At 70.5% G+C, this 15,791-nt stretch carries 16 protein-coding genes; 2 read left to right on the top strand and 14 right to left on the bottom strand.

The window, feature by feature from the left end:
- The first annotated feature begins 241 nt into the window (after window positions 1-241).
- On the top strand, window positions 242-1,081 hold the full coding sequence (locus ACTMTJ_RS08680) for a DUF1206 domain-containing protein (RefSeq protein ID WP_441215606.1): 840 nt from the start codon (window positions 242-244) through the stop codon (window positions 1,079-1,081).
- Between the two features lie 214 nt (window positions 1,082-1,295).
- Here ACTMTJ_RS08680 and ACTMTJ_RS08675 read toward each other — a convergent pair whose 3' ends face one another.
- The 8 genes from ACTMTJ_RS08675 to ACTMTJ_RS08640 form a co-directional block, all read right to left on the bottom strand.
- Window positions 1,296-1,655 carry an STAS domain-containing protein gene (locus ACTMTJ_RS08675; RefSeq protein ID WP_441215605.1) on the bottom strand — a complete coding sequence of 120 codons (360 nt, stop codon included), beginning with the start codon at window positions 1,653-1,655 and terminating at the stop codon, window positions 1,296-1,298.
- On the bottom strand, window positions 1,561-1,887 hold the full coding sequence (locus ACTMTJ_RS08670; protein WP_441215604.1) for a GlsB/YeaQ/YmgE family stress response membrane protein: 327 nt from the start codon (window positions 1,885-1,887) through the stop codon (window positions 1,561-1,563). The genes ACTMTJ_RS08675 and ACTMTJ_RS08670 overlap by 95 nt, the downstream gene beginning before the upstream one ends.
- A gap of 334 nt (window positions 1,888-2,221) precedes the next feature.
- Window positions 2,222-2,392 carry a hypothetical protein gene (locus ACTMTJ_RS08665; protein WP_441215603.1) on the bottom strand — a complete coding sequence of 57 codons (171 nt, stop codon included), beginning with the start codon at window positions 2,390-2,392 and terminating at the stop codon, window positions 2,222-2,224.
- Window positions 2,393-2,810: 418 nt separating this feature from the next.
- Window positions 2,811-3,851 (bottom strand): polyphosphate kinase 2, encoded by a 1,041-nt coding sequence (ppk2, locus tag ACTMTJ_RS08660; RefSeq protein ID WP_441215602.1) that lies wholly within the window; start codon window positions 3,849-3,851, stop codon window positions 2,811-2,813.
- 525 nt (window positions 3,852-4,376) lie between these two features.
- Window positions 4,377-5,348 (bottom strand): fatty acid desaturase family protein, encoded by a 972-nt coding sequence (locus ACTMTJ_RS08655; RefSeq protein WP_441215861.1) that lies wholly within the window; start codon window positions 5,346-5,348, stop codon window positions 4,377-4,379.
- Window positions 5,349-5,620: 272 nt separating this feature from the next.
- Window positions 5,621-5,806: a hypothetical protein gene (locus ACTMTJ_RS08650; protein WP_441215601.1), complete on the bottom strand. Its 186-nt coding sequence runs from the start codon at window positions 5,804-5,806 to the stop codon at window positions 5,621-5,623.
- A 159-nt stretch (window positions 5,807-5,965) separates the two neighbouring features.
- A complete protein-coding gene (locus ACTMTJ_RS08645) occupies window positions 5,966-6,286 on the bottom strand; it encodes a three-helix bundle dimerization domain-containing protein (RefSeq protein ID WP_441215600.1) in 321 nt (106 codons plus the stop codon).
- 93 nt (window positions 6,287-6,379) lie between these two features.
- Complete coding sequence (locus ACTMTJ_RS08640; RefSeq protein ID WP_441215599.1) at window positions 6,380-6,793, bottom strand: PPOX class F420-dependent oxidoreductase; 414 nt, start codon at window positions 6,791-6,793, stop codon at window positions 6,380-6,382.
- A 714-nt stretch (window positions 6,794-7,507) separates the two neighbouring features.
- Between ACTMTJ_RS08640 and ACTMTJ_RS08635 the strand changes: the two genes are divergently transcribed.
- Window positions 7,508-7,678 (top strand): hypothetical protein, encoded by a 171-nt coding sequence (locus tag ACTMTJ_RS08635; RefSeq protein ID WP_441215598.1) that lies wholly within the window; start codon window positions 7,508-7,510, stop codon window positions 7,676-7,678.
- A gap of 56 nt (window positions 7,679-7,734) precedes the next feature.
- Here ACTMTJ_RS08635 and ACTMTJ_RS08630 read toward each other — a convergent pair whose 3' ends face one another.
- Genes ACTMTJ_RS08630 through ACTMTJ_RS08605 form a run of 6 tightly spaced genes read right to left on the bottom strand, consistent with a single transcriptional unit; the run spans window position 7,735 to window position 15,791 of the window.
- Window positions 7,735-9,477, bottom strand: a complete 1,743-nt coding sequence (locus ACTMTJ_RS08630) for a hypothetical protein (protein WP_441215597.1) — start codon at window positions 9,475-9,477, stop codon at window positions 7,735-7,737.
- Between the two features lie 42 nt (window positions 9,478-9,519).
- Window positions 9,520-9,927: a DUF1257 domain-containing protein gene (locus ACTMTJ_RS08625; protein ID WP_441215596.1), complete on the bottom strand. Its 408-nt coding sequence runs from the start codon at window positions 9,925-9,927 to the stop codon at window positions 9,520-9,522.
- Between the two features lie 11 nt (window positions 9,928-9,938).
- On the bottom strand, window positions 9,939-11,555 hold the full coding sequence (locus ACTMTJ_RS08620) for an Hsp70 family protein (RefSeq protein ID WP_441215595.1): 1,617 nt from the start codon (window positions 11,553-11,555) through the stop codon (window positions 9,939-9,941).
- Window positions 11,552-12,145: a hypothetical protein gene (locus ACTMTJ_RS08615; RefSeq protein ID WP_441215594.1), complete on the bottom strand. Its 594-nt coding sequence runs from the start codon at window positions 12,143-12,145 to the stop codon at window positions 11,552-11,554. Before ACTMTJ_RS08615 ends, ACTMTJ_RS08620 begins: the two co-directional genes overlap by 4 nt.
- Complete coding sequence (locus ACTMTJ_RS08610) at window positions 12,145-13,938, bottom strand: hypothetical protein (RefSeq protein ID WP_441215593.1); 1,794 nt, start codon at window positions 13,936-13,938, stop codon at window positions 12,145-12,147. The genes ACTMTJ_RS08615 and ACTMTJ_RS08610 overlap by 1 nt, the downstream gene beginning before the upstream one ends.
- Complete coding sequence (locus ACTMTJ_RS08605) at window positions 13,935-15,791, bottom strand: hypothetical protein (protein WP_441215592.1); 1,857 nt, start codon at window positions 15,789-15,791, stop codon at window positions 13,935-13,937. The genes ACTMTJ_RS08610 and ACTMTJ_RS08605 overlap by 4 nt, the downstream gene beginning before the upstream one ends.

The following is a 15,791-nucleotide window of genomic DNA, read 5'->3' as shown; positions in this document are numbered from 1 at the left end:
CGCTTGTGGACAGCCGGCAGCACTCAGCGGCGCGCGACGACACCGCCATGCTCGGCCCGCACCTTCTCCCGCCTCGGCTCGCGCGTGCCGGCGGCCACTGTTAGCGTCCATGTTGAACGCAGCCAGCACCTTCCCCGGCCCGCCGTCCGGTCACCTGGACGGCACAACGGCAATGGTCGACCCCCGGACCCCGGGCGACGCATCACCGGCACGATCAGATGCGCACCCCTGGAGGTCCACTGTGGCGGCACCCGTAGCCCAGGCCGGTCACGTCGCGGCAGACGCCGCGCGGCAGACGACCCGAAACAAGTACTTTCAGCTCGTCGGCCGAGTAGGTCTTGCCGCGTACGGGCTGGTGCACTTCACGATCGCCTACCTCGCCGTACAGGTCGCGCTCGACGCCCGTGGCGCCAAGCCGGACAAGGGCGGCGCGTTGCAAACCCTCGCCGCCCAGCCAGGCGGGCAAGTACTGCTCTGGACCATCACGGTCGGGCTCGCCACGCTCGTGTTGTGGCAGCTCGGCGAGGCCGCGGTGGGCCTGCGGTGGATACGACCGCCAAACAAGCGCACCCGTAAACGGATCGAAAGCGTCGTCGAAGCGGTGGTGTTCGGGGTCCTGGCCCTCAGCGCCGGGAAACTCGCGGCCGGCGGCGCCGGCTCCTCCGGGCAGACGCAGGAAACCTTCACCGCCCGGGTGCTCGCCCTTCCACTCGGGCAACTGCTGGTAGGAGCGGCCGGCGTCGCCCTGATCGTGGTCGCCGCGATGCTGGTGCACCGCGGGGTGCGAAAGACGTTCACCGCGGATCTCGACCTGTCCACCGCCAACCCCACCACCCGTCGGGCGGCCATCCGGCTGGGACAGGTCGGCTACCCCGCGCTCGGCGTCGCGTACGCCATCATCGGCATCCTGATCGTGACCATGGCGGCCAGCTACCGCCCGGACAAGAAGGTCGGGTTCGACGCCGCCCTCACCACCCTCGCCGCGCAGGCCTACGGCACCGCGCTGCTGCTGCTCGTCGCCGCCGGGCTGGCCTGCTTCGGCGTCTACTGCCTGTTCGACGCCCGCTACCGCCGCGGCTGACGTGCAACAACCCGCCCACAGCGGTGCGTCGCCCCTACCAAAGGGGGTGCCGTCCAGTGAGCGTCCCCCGGGAAGGGACGCCTACTATGACGTCGCCGCCAGCCCAGCCACCCGGCACGTCGTTGCTTCCTCGCCGAGGCCACAGCGGCCATAGCCCCTGCGACCACCCTCCGGTCGCAGGGGCGGCGATCAGCCAGTGCCATCAGGACATCGCTCAGGCGGCGACCATCAGGTCGGGCGGCTGCGTCACAGCCGCCAGGGCAGGTGCGAGCCTGGACGGGCGTCCGGATCCCGTCGGCGTTGGCACGATCGTCGGGGCGGTGAACACGGCCAGCAGTCCGGTCACCTCCAACACCCGACGCACGATGGGTTGCGGGTGGCTGACCCGCATCTGGCCTCCGGCTTGGACGGCGGCGTTGCGCACCGCGACCAGCGCGGCAAGACCGGTGCAGTCCAGGAACGTGACCTCGTTCCACCTGCTACCAGCGGCTCCGGCGGCCAGAGGCTGTCCTACTGCGGCTACGCCACCCGCCGCCGGAGCGCCGCGTCCGTCCGCCGCGACCCCGGACGGCACCGAACAGCAGGAACAGCACGACGGCGCCGATGATCGCGGTGACCCAGGTGCTCAGGTCGAAGAACGTGTCCAGAGTCTTCACTCCGAACAGTTCCTTGCCTAGGAACCCACCGAGCAGGGCACCGACGATCCCGATGACGGTGGCCAGCAGCAGGCCGGCCTTCTTTCCGGTGAGGTTTTCGGCGATGAGGCCGGCGACAGCACCGAGCACGATCCAGGCGACAACGCCCATGACGCTCTCCTTGATGGTGGGCCAATCTCCCGCAAGCCGGGGCGGCCCACACTGTCGGGTTCCCCATCGACTGATTCCTAAACGGTTTGCGCGATACCGAACCAGGCAGACGTCAATACGCCAGCGCTACCCGCTACCGGCGGTCCGCGACCTGGGACCTGCTCAGCCGGCGTCGCCGGTCGCCCCGCAGTCGTGGTGGCAGAGGCGTGGTGGCAGATTGGGAGGCGGCGTACCTTGTGGACGGCGCAGCCCCGTTGGACACCCACGGATCCGCTGCCGGCCGATGAGCGTCCCGCGCCGAATAGGCCTGCGATCGAAGTATCCGGAATCGGCGTCATCCTGATCGTGGGATGCTCGCCGCACCGGCACACACGGCGTCGCCGCAGGCCGCGGACGGCCCGTCCATGACATCGCCGACACCTCGGGTGCCGCTCACCCGCACCGGCGCCGCCTGGTTCGGGATCTGCGTTGCCGCGCTGCTGTTCGTGGTGCTGATCGTCTTCATGCTTGCAGAACACCCGCAGCGTCGAGGTCAGCTTCCTGTGGATGCACGGCACCCTGCCGCTGGCCTTGGCCCTGCTGATCGCCGGCGTCGGGCGCCGCGATCTTCACCATGGTGGTCGGCGCCGCCCGGATCACCCAACTGCGCCGCCCGTCCCGCCACCAGCGGCCCTAGCCGCGCCACGGACGATCGACGCCCTGGACCACCGTTGTTCCGACCGCGGCCCGTCGCCGGATCCCCTTCCAGCGAGAGGCGGGAAGGACATCGCGTGACACCCCGCTACCGCGTCGCCCACAACCCTCAAGGCCAGGTCGCGGGGCTGTACGTTCTCGTTCCCGACATCGGCTGACTCGAACAGCCGGAGGCCGAACCCGTCGACTGAACGGGGGACGGAACCGGGGCAGACCTTCGCCGGCGTGCGTTACAGCTGAGGGAACTGGGGGACGGGCCGCTCGTCGTCCTCGAAAATCTGGGAGGCTCGGCCGATGAGCCGCCGGTCCGGGGCGCCGACCACGTCGATGTCCTTGTCGCTGTAGTCGAGTTGGCCGAGCAGGTGGCGCATGGCCTGGATCCGGGCTCGTTTCTTGTCGTTGCTCTTGATCAGCGTCCACGGCGCGTCGGCGGTGTCGGTGTAGAAGAACATCGCCTCCTTGGCCTCGGTGTAGTCATCCCACTGATCCAGCGAGGCCAGATCGGTGGGTGAGAGCTTCCACCGCCGCACCGGATCGACCTGGCGGATGACGAACCGGGTTTGCTGCTCACGGCGGGACACCGAAAACCAGAACTTGACCAGGTGGATGCCGGAGCGGACCAGCATCCGCTCGAGCTCCGGCGCCTCGCGCATGAACTCCATGTACTCGACGCGGGTGCAGTAGCCCAGCACCCGCTCGACGCCGGCCCGGTTGTACCAGGACCGGTCGAAGAACACCATCTCCCCAGCCGCCGGCAGGTGGGTAAGGTAACGCTGGAAGTACCACTGCGTGGACTCGCGTTCGCTGGGCTTCTCCAATGCCACGACCCGGGCACCGCGCGGGTTGAGGTGTTCCACGAACCGTTTGATCGTGCCGCCCTTACCGGCAGCGTCTCGCCCCTCGAACAACACGATCAGCCGTTCCCCGGACGCCTTGACCCACCTCTGCACCTTCAGCAGCTCGATCTGCAACAGCCGCTTGTCCCGCTCGTAGTCCTGCCGGCTGAGCCGCTCCTGGTACGGGTAACCCTCCCGCCACGTGTCCACCGGATTCCCGTCGCGGGTGAGCAGGACCGGATCGTCATCGTCGTCGTCGACCACCCGGTAGCCGTCCAGCCGGTCCAGCAGCGGGCCACTGACCGGCTGCGCCAACGGCGCCGGTTCGCCGGCAAGGGGCGCCGCGGCGTCGTCCAGAGCGGCGCGCCCAGGTTCATCCTCTGGCTGGTCCGGGTCGTCGTTCTCGCCCAAGCGGATGCTGGAATCCCCGGTCATCGTGGCAATCCACACACGGCGGCCGGCCGAGCCGGTGACACCTCGGCCAGTTCGATGACAACCATCTCCACACCCCTCTTCGCGTCGCGCTGTGATACGCGGACGACCGCCGGGGTCCGGAGCGGGTTCGTTGACGGCAGTGCACGCCGTGCCTGAATGACAACGATAGACCGCCCCGGCGGCGATCACGTTAATCGGCGTGCCGCTCGACTCGAGGCGGCACAGCGCGGCGGCCAGCCTTCGCCGCGCCAAACGGCGCGCGCGTTGATGCGACGGCACGTTCGAACTCGTCCAGTGTCGGCAGCGTGAACGAAGCAGTGGGGCGCGCGATCGGCGTCGTGGGCGCCGAGGCGTGCACGAACGTGTTCCGCCACGCGGACCCGGCGCACGGCTACCGGTCGCCGGCCGGCCACAACGGTGCGGTTCGTCAAGCGGCTGAGCTGACGTCCGGGGACTGGGGTCGCAGATCATTGGCCGGCGTGGTGTGCCCGAGGTGCGGTCAGTGGCCGTCGGCCGGGGGGCGACCTATCCGCCTTGCTGGTCGCCGCGCCCTACGGTGTCCAGGTGGTGCAGGGCTTGCCGGTAGGAGTCGATCAAGCTGGTCTCCGCGTAGGGTAGGCCGTGATCCAGGCAGTAGGCGCGGATGAGGGGTTGCGCGCGGGGTAGCGACGGGCGTGGCAGGTGCGGGAACAGGTGGTGCTCGATCTGGTAGTTGAGCCCGCCGAGCAGCAGGTCGGTCAGTCGTCCACCGCGCACGTTGCGGGCGGTCAGGACCTGGCGGCGCAGGAAGTCGCTGTCGTCGTGCTTGGACAGGATCGGCATGCCTTTGTGGTTGGGGGCGAACACCGACCCGAGGTACAGGCCGAGCAGTCCCTGATGGACGACGATGAAGACCAGCGCCTTGACCGGCGACAGCACCAGCAGCACAACGGTCAGGTACGCCGCGATGTGCAGGCCGAACAACAGCGCTTCCGGCAGCCGGTTGCGGTAGCCCGGGCGCATCAACGCTTTCACACCGGACACGCGCAGGCTCAGGGCCAACAGCAGCAGCATCGGGAAGAACAGCGCACCCTGGTAGCGGGCCACCAGGCGTCCCAGTCCGCGTCGGGCGCCGGCCTGGGCGCTGGTGTAGACGATGTTCTCACCGCCGATGTCGGGGTCGAGTCCTTCCTGGTTGGGATGGGCGTGGTGGCGGTGATGCTTGTCCACCCACCAGCCGAACGCCAACCCGATGCCGAGGTTGCCGTGCACCCACCCGACCAGTTCGTTGGAACGCCGGGATCGGAAGATCTGCCGGTGCCCGGCGTCGTGGGCCAGGAACCCGTTCTGTGCGAACGCGAAGGCTAGGAACGCCGCAGTGGCCAGCTGCCACCACGAGTCGCCCAACAGCACGAACACCGCCCAGCCGGCGGCGAGCAGGAGCAGACACGCGGTGATGTACACCGCGTAGAAGGCCGGGCGTCGCTCAAGCAGACCGGCTTGGCGCACCTGCCGCATAAGCTCGGCGTAGTCGCTGCCGCGGCGCGGTGAACCGGCGCGGACCTGCGTGATGGTCACGTCAATGGTGCTCACTGTGGGCCTCCGGCAAAAGAGCGGTCATCACGTCGCCGGGGTCCGGAGCAAGCGTCGCCCTGATTCTACCCAGGGCGGGGGTTCGCCGCCCGGGTGCGATCGACGTGATCAGGCTCTGCGCGGGAGGTGAACGTACGGATCGTCCACGACGCCGCAGCGCTACCGGTGGCCGATCTGGAGCGTCGGCGCGGCTCCGCTCAACCGTTTCGCGGGGCGCCGCTCACAGGTGCCATGGCGGCGGGGTCGATGTGAAGCGTCCGCAGCAGTGAGCCGTTCTTGGACGTATCGATGATCGCGGGCAGTTCTCGGTCGACCCAGTCGGCCCTTTCCCGCTGCCCTCTGGATCGCAGTGTCGCGATGATGTCGGCTTTGTCGACCTGCATCTGGTCCTCGCGTTCGTCACGTCGATGGCGCTGTTGGGGACGCAGGCGTAGTCGGCCGCTACCGGCAGGATCGCGACGCCCGACGATCAGCAGCCTCGGGCCAGCGGCAAGGTGCTACCGGGTCCGCCGCCACGTCGCGCCAGGCGATCTAACCTGCGTCTACACCGCGACTGCGCCGAACGCGGCAACGGACGGCTCATCAATGGAACGCCGCACGACGCGCTCAACGAAGATGGCGACGAAGGTTCGGACGTGGGCGGTGCCGAACTGGCGGTAAACGCGCCGGACCCGGCCTTCGAGGTCGAATCCGGATACCACCTCGCGCGGGTACCGCTGCTCGAGCCGGTCGACGATCCCGGCGATCTCATCGTCGTACCCAGACCTGATCTGTGCTGCGTCCCCGCTCTCGTCGCCGCGTGCGGGTGGATTTGGCAGAACGAGCCGGACGGGGGCTTGCTGGGAAACGTGCAGTGTCGACATGGCTGTCACGGCCTTAGCTGGAAGGATTCAATCATCCCATGCCAGCCACCTGCCGTCGGCGAGTCGATCATGAACATCGGAAGTGGAGCGCTATCAAGCCTCACCCGATCCTGGCGCTGGTGTTGTTTCGGTTAGCGTGACGCGGATGCCCACGGTGCCGTCGCGGCCGCGTCGAATCCGGCTACCGAGCATGCTCATCCGGCCGATGAGTCCGTACTTGCGCGCCATGATGCCGCGGATGTGTTGGTCGGCCGCGACCGAGCCAGTCAAGGCGGCGTGGCCGGCGACCGCCTCGCCGCGTGGGTTGCCGCGGAAGTCGCACGGCGCGACCGTGACCTTGCCGCTGCGTCGGATGCGTTTGACCTTGCCGGAGTCGGCGACCGTCCACACCGCGAGGGTGTCGCCGTCGCGGACCGCCCACACGGGTGTGGCGACCTCGCGGCCGTCCTTGCGGAACGTGGTCAACAGCAGGTACTTCTCGCCAGCGAGACGATCGAGTGCGCTCACCACGCCAGCGTACCGCTGACGGTGAGGGGCCGGGTTCGACCGTGCGGTCAGCAGGTTCGATGGCCTGCACGTCGCGGCATGCCTCGTCGTCGTGCTGCTGCCGCCGCAGGTGAAGGAGCTGGTTTCGTGGCGGTACGGCAGGGGCTGCCAGCGCGGACGATCGTCGGCCCACGGGCTGGTCGTGCCGGGACGAGCACACGGCTCGTGGCTGGCCCGCGGTCGCGGTGTCCGAAGTAGACACTCCGGCGCATGGCACGCCGGCGGCTGTCAATGACGGGAGGCCGGCTCACCAGACCGTCGGCGGGAACAGCAGTCGGTAGCCTGCCGGAAACGTAGGGATGGGTGTGACACGGGGCGGTGGGGTGTAGTGTCCACCGTGTCACCCCGGTCCCTGGTGGCGAAATCCTTGGCGTGCCATCGATTTTGCTTGCCATCGGAGGGGTCCACGCGACTGGTATCGGTACCTGCGCTCGCACTGGGAGCACGACTAGTACCCGAGCCGGCGGCCCCGATCCCGTCGGAGGCGTACGCCTGCGATCCTCTGCATCGAATGGCGGAGGCATTCGACGCCGGTGATCTCGGCGATGGTCTTTGTGCGATCGCTGACGCGTTGTCGGACGCGTCCAGGCAAATAGCGGCTGAGGCCGCGGTAGCGCCTGCGGCTCGGACAGCCCTGATTCGAGTACCTACCAGACCGTCCGGCCACTGCGCGCGATGGACCCGCGGGCCATCCTCAGTACGCACCTTGCGCCGGCACTGGGCCAGACCACAGAGTTCCTGGACATACTCGCCGAGGCGCCCCGATCCGACCCGTTCGTCGGCCCCGATCAGCACGCGCTGGAGGAGCTGCTTGCCAGCTTCGAACCGGTGACCGCGACAAGGTAGGCGACCACGAGATCCGGCCCATCGCCGACGCGCGTCCGCCGACCGTGGCTCAGCGGTCACCCACCGCCCAGCGCGATGTCGTCGTCGTCCGCCCGCCGCCGTGCGAGGGAGCCCAGCGCCACGTCGGTCCCGAGCCTGTACTCGACGGCGGCGCGGAACGCACGCAGCAGCGCGGCGGCCTCGTCGTCGAGGTCCTCTCCCTCCAGTGCGGCCACGGTGTGCAGCATCGCCGGCGTCGCCTTGGCGATGGGCCAGCGGATCAGGTCGACGAGTTCGCAGAGGCGCAGGTCCCGTACCTCCAGGCCAACCCGCGGCCAGGTCCATTTCGGCTCTGACGCGGCGAAGTCGCGGTGCCGCGACAGTGCCGGCGTCGGTGCGTCCGACGACCGGTGGCCGGGCGGCCCAGCGACCTGTTCGAGGGTGGCCGGGTCGTACCACGCCAGCACGCTCACGTTCCGCCGGACGGGGACGCCCAGCTCCATGCGCACCGACTCGGGAAAGGCGTCCTCACACTCGGTGGCGACGGTGAGGCTTGTGCCCTCCCGGCGCCAGGACCGCAGCGTGCCCCTCTCCGAGCCCCAGGTGAGTACGTGGTCGGGGCCGGACACATGGAGGCCCCACGGGCGGTCGTCCACCGTGCCTCGCGCGAGCGGTTCGAGGTCCGCGGTCAGCAGCACGACCCCGTATTTCGTGCCGTCGCTCGCCGCGATCGCGAGCAGCCCCGCCACCGGATCGCCGGCGATGCGGGCCAGCCACCCGTCGAGTCCGAGCGCCTCCAGGTCGACCTTGGCACCGAGCGGACCGGCGGCCGTGCCGAGCCGCAGGCTGGTCCCGGTCGCGACCACGAAACCCGACGGGGTCCTGGCCAGATCGAGATTGAGGCCGTCCGCGAGTACCTCTTCGGGCTGGCCACGGCGTTGGCGGACGAGCCGGCGTGCCAGCCCCTTGGAAACGACGTACACGACGGTGCCGTCGCCGAGGTGCAGCAGGTCGGAGGCGAAGGGGCGGGTCTTGTACGTGACGACCGGCTGCCCGTCGTGGAGGCCGTACACGGTGATGGACTTCTCGTAGGCGACGGCGATCTCGGACAGGTCCGGCGCGAACGACGCCTCGCGGCTTCCCCCGCTGCCGATGCGGCGCAGCGACCGCTGGACCACCGACGTGACCGTAGCCGGGCCGGCAACGGAGAACCGGTCGAACAGCTCCGCGTCGGCCGGGTCGGTGGGGCGCCAGGTGCCGAAGAGCGGCATGGCGGTCACCGCGGCGGCCACTGGTGCGTCCCGCACCAGCCGCCACAGCTGCGCCCACTCGCCGTGCTCGGCCAGCAGGCGCGCCAGGTCGCCGATCTCCTCCTCGGACATGTCCTGGACACCGCGCCGGCCACCGACGGTGGGCAGCAGCCGCACCACGTGCAGCATGCCGGCCGTCACCAGGATCCGCCGCAGCTCGTCCCTGGTCGCCTCGGACGCCAGCGGGTAGGCCTTGGCGATGAGGGACCCGTCCGGGTCGAGTGCGTCGTACTCGGCCAGCTGTTCGGTGTAGAGGCTGAGGAAGGCACGTTCGACGCTGCCGGTCGGTGTCAACCGGACGGCGGCGAAACCGCCATGCCGGGCGCTGTAGACCCTGTGCTCGTCCATGAAGGCGTCGAAGACGGCCACCAACCAGCGATCGTCCTCCGCCATCCGGCACAGGGTGCGCAACGCACGGCGTGCCTTCGGGCTCCGGACGCCGTCGGCGCCGCGCTGCTCGGCGATCCGCGCCAGCCGCCGCGCCTTCACCCTTCGGTCCTCGGTCCCCATCATGCGAAGGTCGGTGACGAGGTTCTCCCACCAGCCCATGGGTCAGGTGGCTCGCCGCAGGGTCAGGCGGCGGGTGCCATCCTGCTGGAGCTCGTCGGTGGCGACCTCGTAGCCGTGCGTCGCCGCGTAGCGCAGTGTCGCGGCGTGGCTGTAGGAGTGGGTGAGCTTTGCCAGCCATGCGGCGTTGTATCTGGACCGGTCGTACTCGCTGATGATCGCTTCGAAGGAGCCGTCCGGTTGGCGGGCGAAGCCGATGTCGTTGCTCGCCGTGCCGATGTGCTCGCGGCGGACGATCACCTCGGCCTTCTCCGGGCGTGCGTCGCCCCGGTACCCGTAGAGGGTCTGTGGCTGGTCGTGGACCTCGACGTCTGGGTGGCCGACCTCGCGTAGCGCCGCGGCCAGGATCTCGGGGTCGCGCAGTCGGGTGCGGATCCGGGTGAAGTGGGACAACGGATCTCCCTTCAGGCCAGTTGGACGACCGGGTGGCCGTGTAGCACCCAGGTGCGCCGCTCGATGTCGAACGCGGAGACGGTGAGGCGTTTCTGCGCGTCGATCCGGAAGTCCAGCCGGAACCGGTCGACGCCGGCCGCGGCCGGAGGGTTGGCTTCGAGGAACGTGGGGCTGTCCTCGTTGAGCCACAGCGTGGCCCGCTCTTGGCGTTGCTGTGGGGTCACCGCGACGGTACGGGCCCCGCCGCGCGCGTCGAACACGATCTCCAGGTCGCCGCCGGCGTCGCGGTGGGTGGCGTGCGCGAGTTCGTAGATGGCGATGCCCATCCGCCGCTGCCCCTGGTGGATCGCCTTGATCGTGATCGACTTGACCGGTTCCGGCGTCGGGTAGGCGGTGCCGGCCTCCACCAGGAGCTCGAACTCGTACGTGCCGGTGGCCTGCTCGACGTGCCGGATCGCGTAGTCGTGCTGGATGTGGTCGTGCAGCTCACGCCCGCCGGCGATGCCGGCCGCTCCGGCCGCCACGGCCTCCAGCGGCCGGTCGAGATGCACGAGGCTCGGCTCGAACTGCAGGTGCAGCAGGTCCTGCACCGCAGGGATGAGGCTGGTGCCTCCGACCAGGAACACACCGGCGAACCCGTCGGCTGGGTAGCCTTTCGCGGCCGCGTTCTCGAGGGCTTTGCGCAGCGCGCGGTTGACCCGGCCGAGCACGTCCTTGTCGCGCAGCAGCCGCTCGAACCGGGACCGGGTGATCTCACTGCGGTACTTTCGGCCGGTCGCCGGGTCGGTCGCGGTGATCTCGGCTTGCTCGGCGCGGGTCAGCTCGACCTTGGCAGCCTCGGCGGAGTGCAGCAGCCGGCGAAACACGCGGTTGTAGGTGACCGGGTCGCCGTGTGGCAGCCGGGCTTCGGCCGCGGCGTGTTCGGCGAGCAGCGCGTCGACATGGTTTCCGCCCAGGTCCAGCCCGACCTTGGCGATCGCCCGCACGCCCGCGCCGGCGCCGGCCGTGCCCGGCTCCTGCACCCGTACCACCGAGACGTCCAGCGTGCCGGCGCCGAAGTCGAACACGCAGAACACGTCGCCGGGGCTCATCCGGGCGCTGTACCCGACCGCGGCCGCGGTGGCCTCGTCGACCACCCGCAGCCGCGCCGCGCCGATCCCCGCGCCGACCTCGCGGACGAGCCAGTCGCGGTAAGTGTCGAACGTCTCGACCGGGGCGGTGGCCACGATCTCCAGGTCGTCCGCACCGACCGCGAGCACGGCGAGCGCGGTGACGTCGCCGAGGAACTGGGTGGCCGCGTCCCGTGCGGTGACCTTGCGGTCGCCCACCGTCCGGGCGATGTCGATGGCCCGGCCGGTCACATTGCTCTTGGTCGACTGGAAGACGGTGACGTCCGGGTCGTCCCACAGCTCGGGCCGCTCGGTCACCTGGGCGCCCAGCCAGCGCCGCGACCCGGTGTGGCTGTAGGCGACCAGCGACGGCACCACCCGCTGGCGTACTCCCTCGCCGGCCGGCCGGCTCAGGTCGAGGCCGTCGAGCGGGACCGGCTCGCCCCGCCCGCGTGCCTCGTCCCACCGCGCGACCACCGTGTTGGCGGTGCCGAAGTCGATACCGATGCGGGCCGTCACGCCGGACCTCCCAGGGCGATGTCGTCGTCGCGCGCGTGGACCGGTGCGGCCGCACCGATCGCGACCTCCATATCGAACCTGTACGCCAGGCACCCGCGGAGCAGCTCGAGGAACAGCCGGACGGGTGAGCGCGGCGGGGTCCGGCTGAGCTGGGAGGTCACCGCGTACAGGTAGGCCGGGCTGGTCGCGGCGAGCGGCCAGTCGGCGAGGGCGACCACAGCCGTGCTACACCCAGCCGCGGCCACCTCGACGAACTCCTGGCCGCCGACCGCGAGCATGCCGTCCGGCGAGGCGAACAGGCACGTGGGGTCGGCCCGGCACGCCGCCTCGATCACGACCGCCGCGGCGGCCGGCTGGCCAAGCGTGACGAGGCTCGGCCCGCCTTCGGTGTGTGGCCGCCGCCAGCGGGCCAACGCCGCCCACAGCCCGCCACGTGGTTCGCCGAGCCACAGGTCCCACACCGTGTCGGTCGCCCTGGGATCGCCACGATTGCCGGTCCAGACCAACCACCGCAGCGCCCACCGGGCCAGCCGACCGCGCCCCCGCACCTGGTCGGCCAGCAGAGCCGCATGCGCCGCCGACAGTGCCATCAGCCGGCACCGCCGATCGCGATGTCGTCGCCGCGTGCCGCGGCCCGGGTGGCGGGGCCGAGCGCGATGTCCGCGCCGAACCGGTACTCCAGGCCGGCACGTACCAGCCCGAGCACGGCAGCAACGGCCGGGTGGTCTCTTGGCGTACCAACGGTTTCCAGACCCGAGCGGCCCAGCTCGGTCAGCGACCTGTCGGCCAGCGCGGCGAGCCGGTGCACCGCGAGGTCGTGCACCTCCACCTCGGTGTGCGACGCGGCGGCGACCAATGACCCGTCTTGGGAGAACGTGACGAGCCTCCCGCCCAACGGGGGAAATGCCGATGGCGGGCCAGCTTCCTTGAGCGTGCCGGTGTCGAGCCAGAGCCTGTCCTCGAAATGTGTCAGGACCAGGTCGTGCCCCGGCACCGGAACTAAGGTCCCGACCATCCGGCACCCGGCCTCGGCCTCCCGAACGAGGTTCGTGCCGTCGTACCGCCACGACAGGAGCGTGTGGTCATAGTGGAGCCCGCTGCTACTGGGAATGACGGTGATCAGGCGTCCAGGCGCACAGTACACCCCTGCACCGAACCCGTTGCTCTTGGCGGTAGCCAGCACCGAGCCGTCCGCATCGGCCATTAGCAAGGTGCCGAATCCGTCGATCGCCACCCACCCGGTCGTCGGGTTGGCGCACACCAGCCTCTTGGTCTTTCGGCGCACCGGGGGCAACGTGTTCCAGGGCACAAAGCGCGACAAGTGACCCTCGGCCGTGCCGAACCACATGCCATCACGGATGGCGACGACGAACCCGCCCGGTGTCCGGGCAAGCGTCCTCTCGCCCGTGTCGGGCAGCAGCACCTGGCGAGGCTGCTCCGGGGAGCAGCGGATGAGCGACCAGCGGTAGGCGTACCAGCCGCGGCACACGATCGTCGCGTCGCCGAAGGCCACCATCTCGTAAACGCCGTCGTAGCTCGCGACCGGGCTGCCGCCGGGCAGGTCGAAGATCGTGGCGTCCGACTCGCCCGCGACCGCGAGCTCGGAGTTGTCCGGGGCGAACGAGAGCCGCCGTGCCTTGGCGAAGTCCAGGCGAGTCACCGCGGCCGGTCCCAGCGCGGCGATCGCGTCCGGGGCCGTGCCGGTGAGCCGGTCGAGGAACGCCCGCCCGGGACCGTCGGCCGGTCGCCAGTTGCGGATCAGGTGGGCGGCGCGCAGCGCGTTGGCGATCGGGACGGTCGGGATGAGCCGCCAGAGCTGGTCCCATTCACCGGCTTCGGCGAGCCGCGCGGTGAGGTGGTCCGCTTCCGCGGCGGTGAGCGGACGGTCGGGGCGGTCCGCGATGACCCGCAACGCGCTGAGGTCGCCGAGGCCGATCATGGTGCGGCGCACGGCTTCCCGCGCCGGCTCGTCGGCGGCGCGGTAGCCGCGGGCCAGCAGCGAGCCGTCCGGGTCGTGCGCCTGGTACTGCTCCCGCTGGCCGGTGAGCACGAAGAACAGCGCGCGGTCGACCGCGTCGTCCGGGACCAGTCCGTGGCCGGCGCAGAAGGCACGGATCGCGGCCACAGCCGAGGCGTCGGTCGCGTTTTCCACCGCCGCCGCCAGGACGTCGGCCGGCGTAAGCCAGCGCCTCGCGACGGTCCACAACTCGCCGGCCGGGTCCCGCCGCCAAGCCCGCCTCAGGGCATCGATCGCGATGACGTCGCCGCGCTCGGCCCCGCCGACGAGGCTCCGCCAAGCGTGTCGGGCGAACCAACCCCGGCTGCCGTCCGGGCGCCGCCGCTCCGCGCGCCGCGCCCGCCGCTCCGCCGACACCACCGTCACTGCCCACCTAGCGCGATGTCGGACGCACCACCCGCGATCCGGGTACCGGCTCCGAGCGCGATGTCGGTGGCGAACCGGTACGCGAGTCCCGCGTGCAGCAACTCCACCGCCGGACTGAGATGTGGGGCGACCTTGCGCTTGCGCAGCTCGGCCGCGGCTTCCAGGTCCGCCACGCGGCCCTGGGACAGCGAGCCGGCGGCCAGGTCGGCGAGCTGGTGCAGCGCCAGGTCGTGCACCTCGATACTGTTCTCCACCTGCACGGCGACGAGCGACCCGTCGGGCGAGAACGAAGCCAACCGGCCGTCCAGCACGGGGAAACCCGCTGGCGGGTCGACCTCGACAAGCGTGCTGGCGTCGAGCCACGCCAGCCTGCTGGCCTCGGTGAGGAGCTCCAGCTCCGGTTTGCCCTCTCGGCGGACGACCAACAGGTTGCGCGCCGGCACCGGCGCCACGACGCTCGCATCGATCTCGGCCGCGGCGGCCTGCACGAGGTCGGAGCCGTCCCGTCGCCACAGGCTGAGGCGACTGCCCAAGCTCTCGACGAGGACCTGATCAGGACCGTAGAACGCGTGAACGTGGCCGAAGTCGTCGTCGAGTTTGGCACGGGCAAGCAGCTGACCGCTGGCATCGACCAGCGCGAGACCTTCCGTGTAGCCGTCGTCGCCCTCGTCGCCATTGCCGACGTGGAACGCGAGGTTTCCGCTTCCCGGGTCCGCAGCGAGCAGGGTCTTCTCGGAGGTCGCGACGTCGGCCGGCCACTCGACGCGCGCCACCCGCGACCAGGAGCGCGTGGCGCTGCCGAACCACAGCTTGTCCTGCGCGCCGACGACGAACCCGCCCCGTGTGCTGCCGATGTGCAAGGAGTTCAGGCCCCGCAGCAGAGTTTCGGGGGCACGGCCGGGGGCGTTGCGGATGACCGTCGGGCCGTACGGGCGCACGTAGGCCACGTGCACGATCGTCGCGTTACCGAGCGCCAACTCCTGGGTTCTCGTTTCGTAGCTTGCGACCACGTGCCCACGGGGCAGCGTGAAGAGCGTGCCCCTGACCGCGATCTCGGAGTTGTCCGGCGCGAACGAGGGAGCGCCTTTCCACCGGTCGCGGCGGTGGTACCAGGGCTTCAGCGACGTCACCGCGGCTTGGCCGAGTGCGATGATCGCATCTGGACTGGTGCCGGCCAGCCGCGCGAAGAAGTCGCGGCCCACGCCGTCGTCCGGCCGCCAGTGCGGAAAGAGCCGGGCCGTCCGCACGGCGCTGGCCAACGGCATGACCGGAACCAGCCGCCACAACCGCTCCCAGTCACCAGCATCGGCGACCTGCCTCGCCAAGTAGTCCGCCTCCGCCCCGGTGAGCACCCGGTCAGGCCGGTCGGCGATCACCCGCACCAGGTTCAGCTCGCCCAGCTCGACCATCGTCTCCCGCAACACCTCCCGAGTCGCCTCGGTGGCACCCCGGTAGACGGCGGCCAGCAGCGTCCCGTCCAGGTCCAGCGCCTGGTGCCTCTCATGCTGGCCGGTCAGGACGAAGAACAGCGCACGCTCCACCGGGTTGTCCGGGACCAGGTCGTGCTCGACGCAGTAGCCGCCGATCGCGGCCCGGGACTCGGCGCCCCGATCCGGGTCCACCGTCGCGGCGAACATGTCGGCCGGAGTGCACCAGCGGCCCACGTACCCCCACGTGTCCTCCCGCGGGTCAGCCAGCCACGCCTCGTGCAGCGCCGCCGCCGAAAAGTCGTCCCGCGACTGGGACGCGTCCGCGAGCCGCTCCCAGGCCCGCCGCGCCCGCCACGTCAGGGTGCCGTCCGGACGCCGCCGGCCCGCCCGCCGGGCCAACCGGTTCGCTCGCCCCGCCCGCAT

It is taken from the genome of Phytohabitans sp. LJ34, from assembly GCF_052068095.1.
Taxonomy (GTDB): Bacteria; Actinomycetota; Actinomycetes; order Mycobacteriales; family Micromonosporaceae; genus Phytohabitans.
Note: the sequence above shows the minus strand (reverse complement) of the source record. Positions and strands in the feature narration are given on the sequence as shown.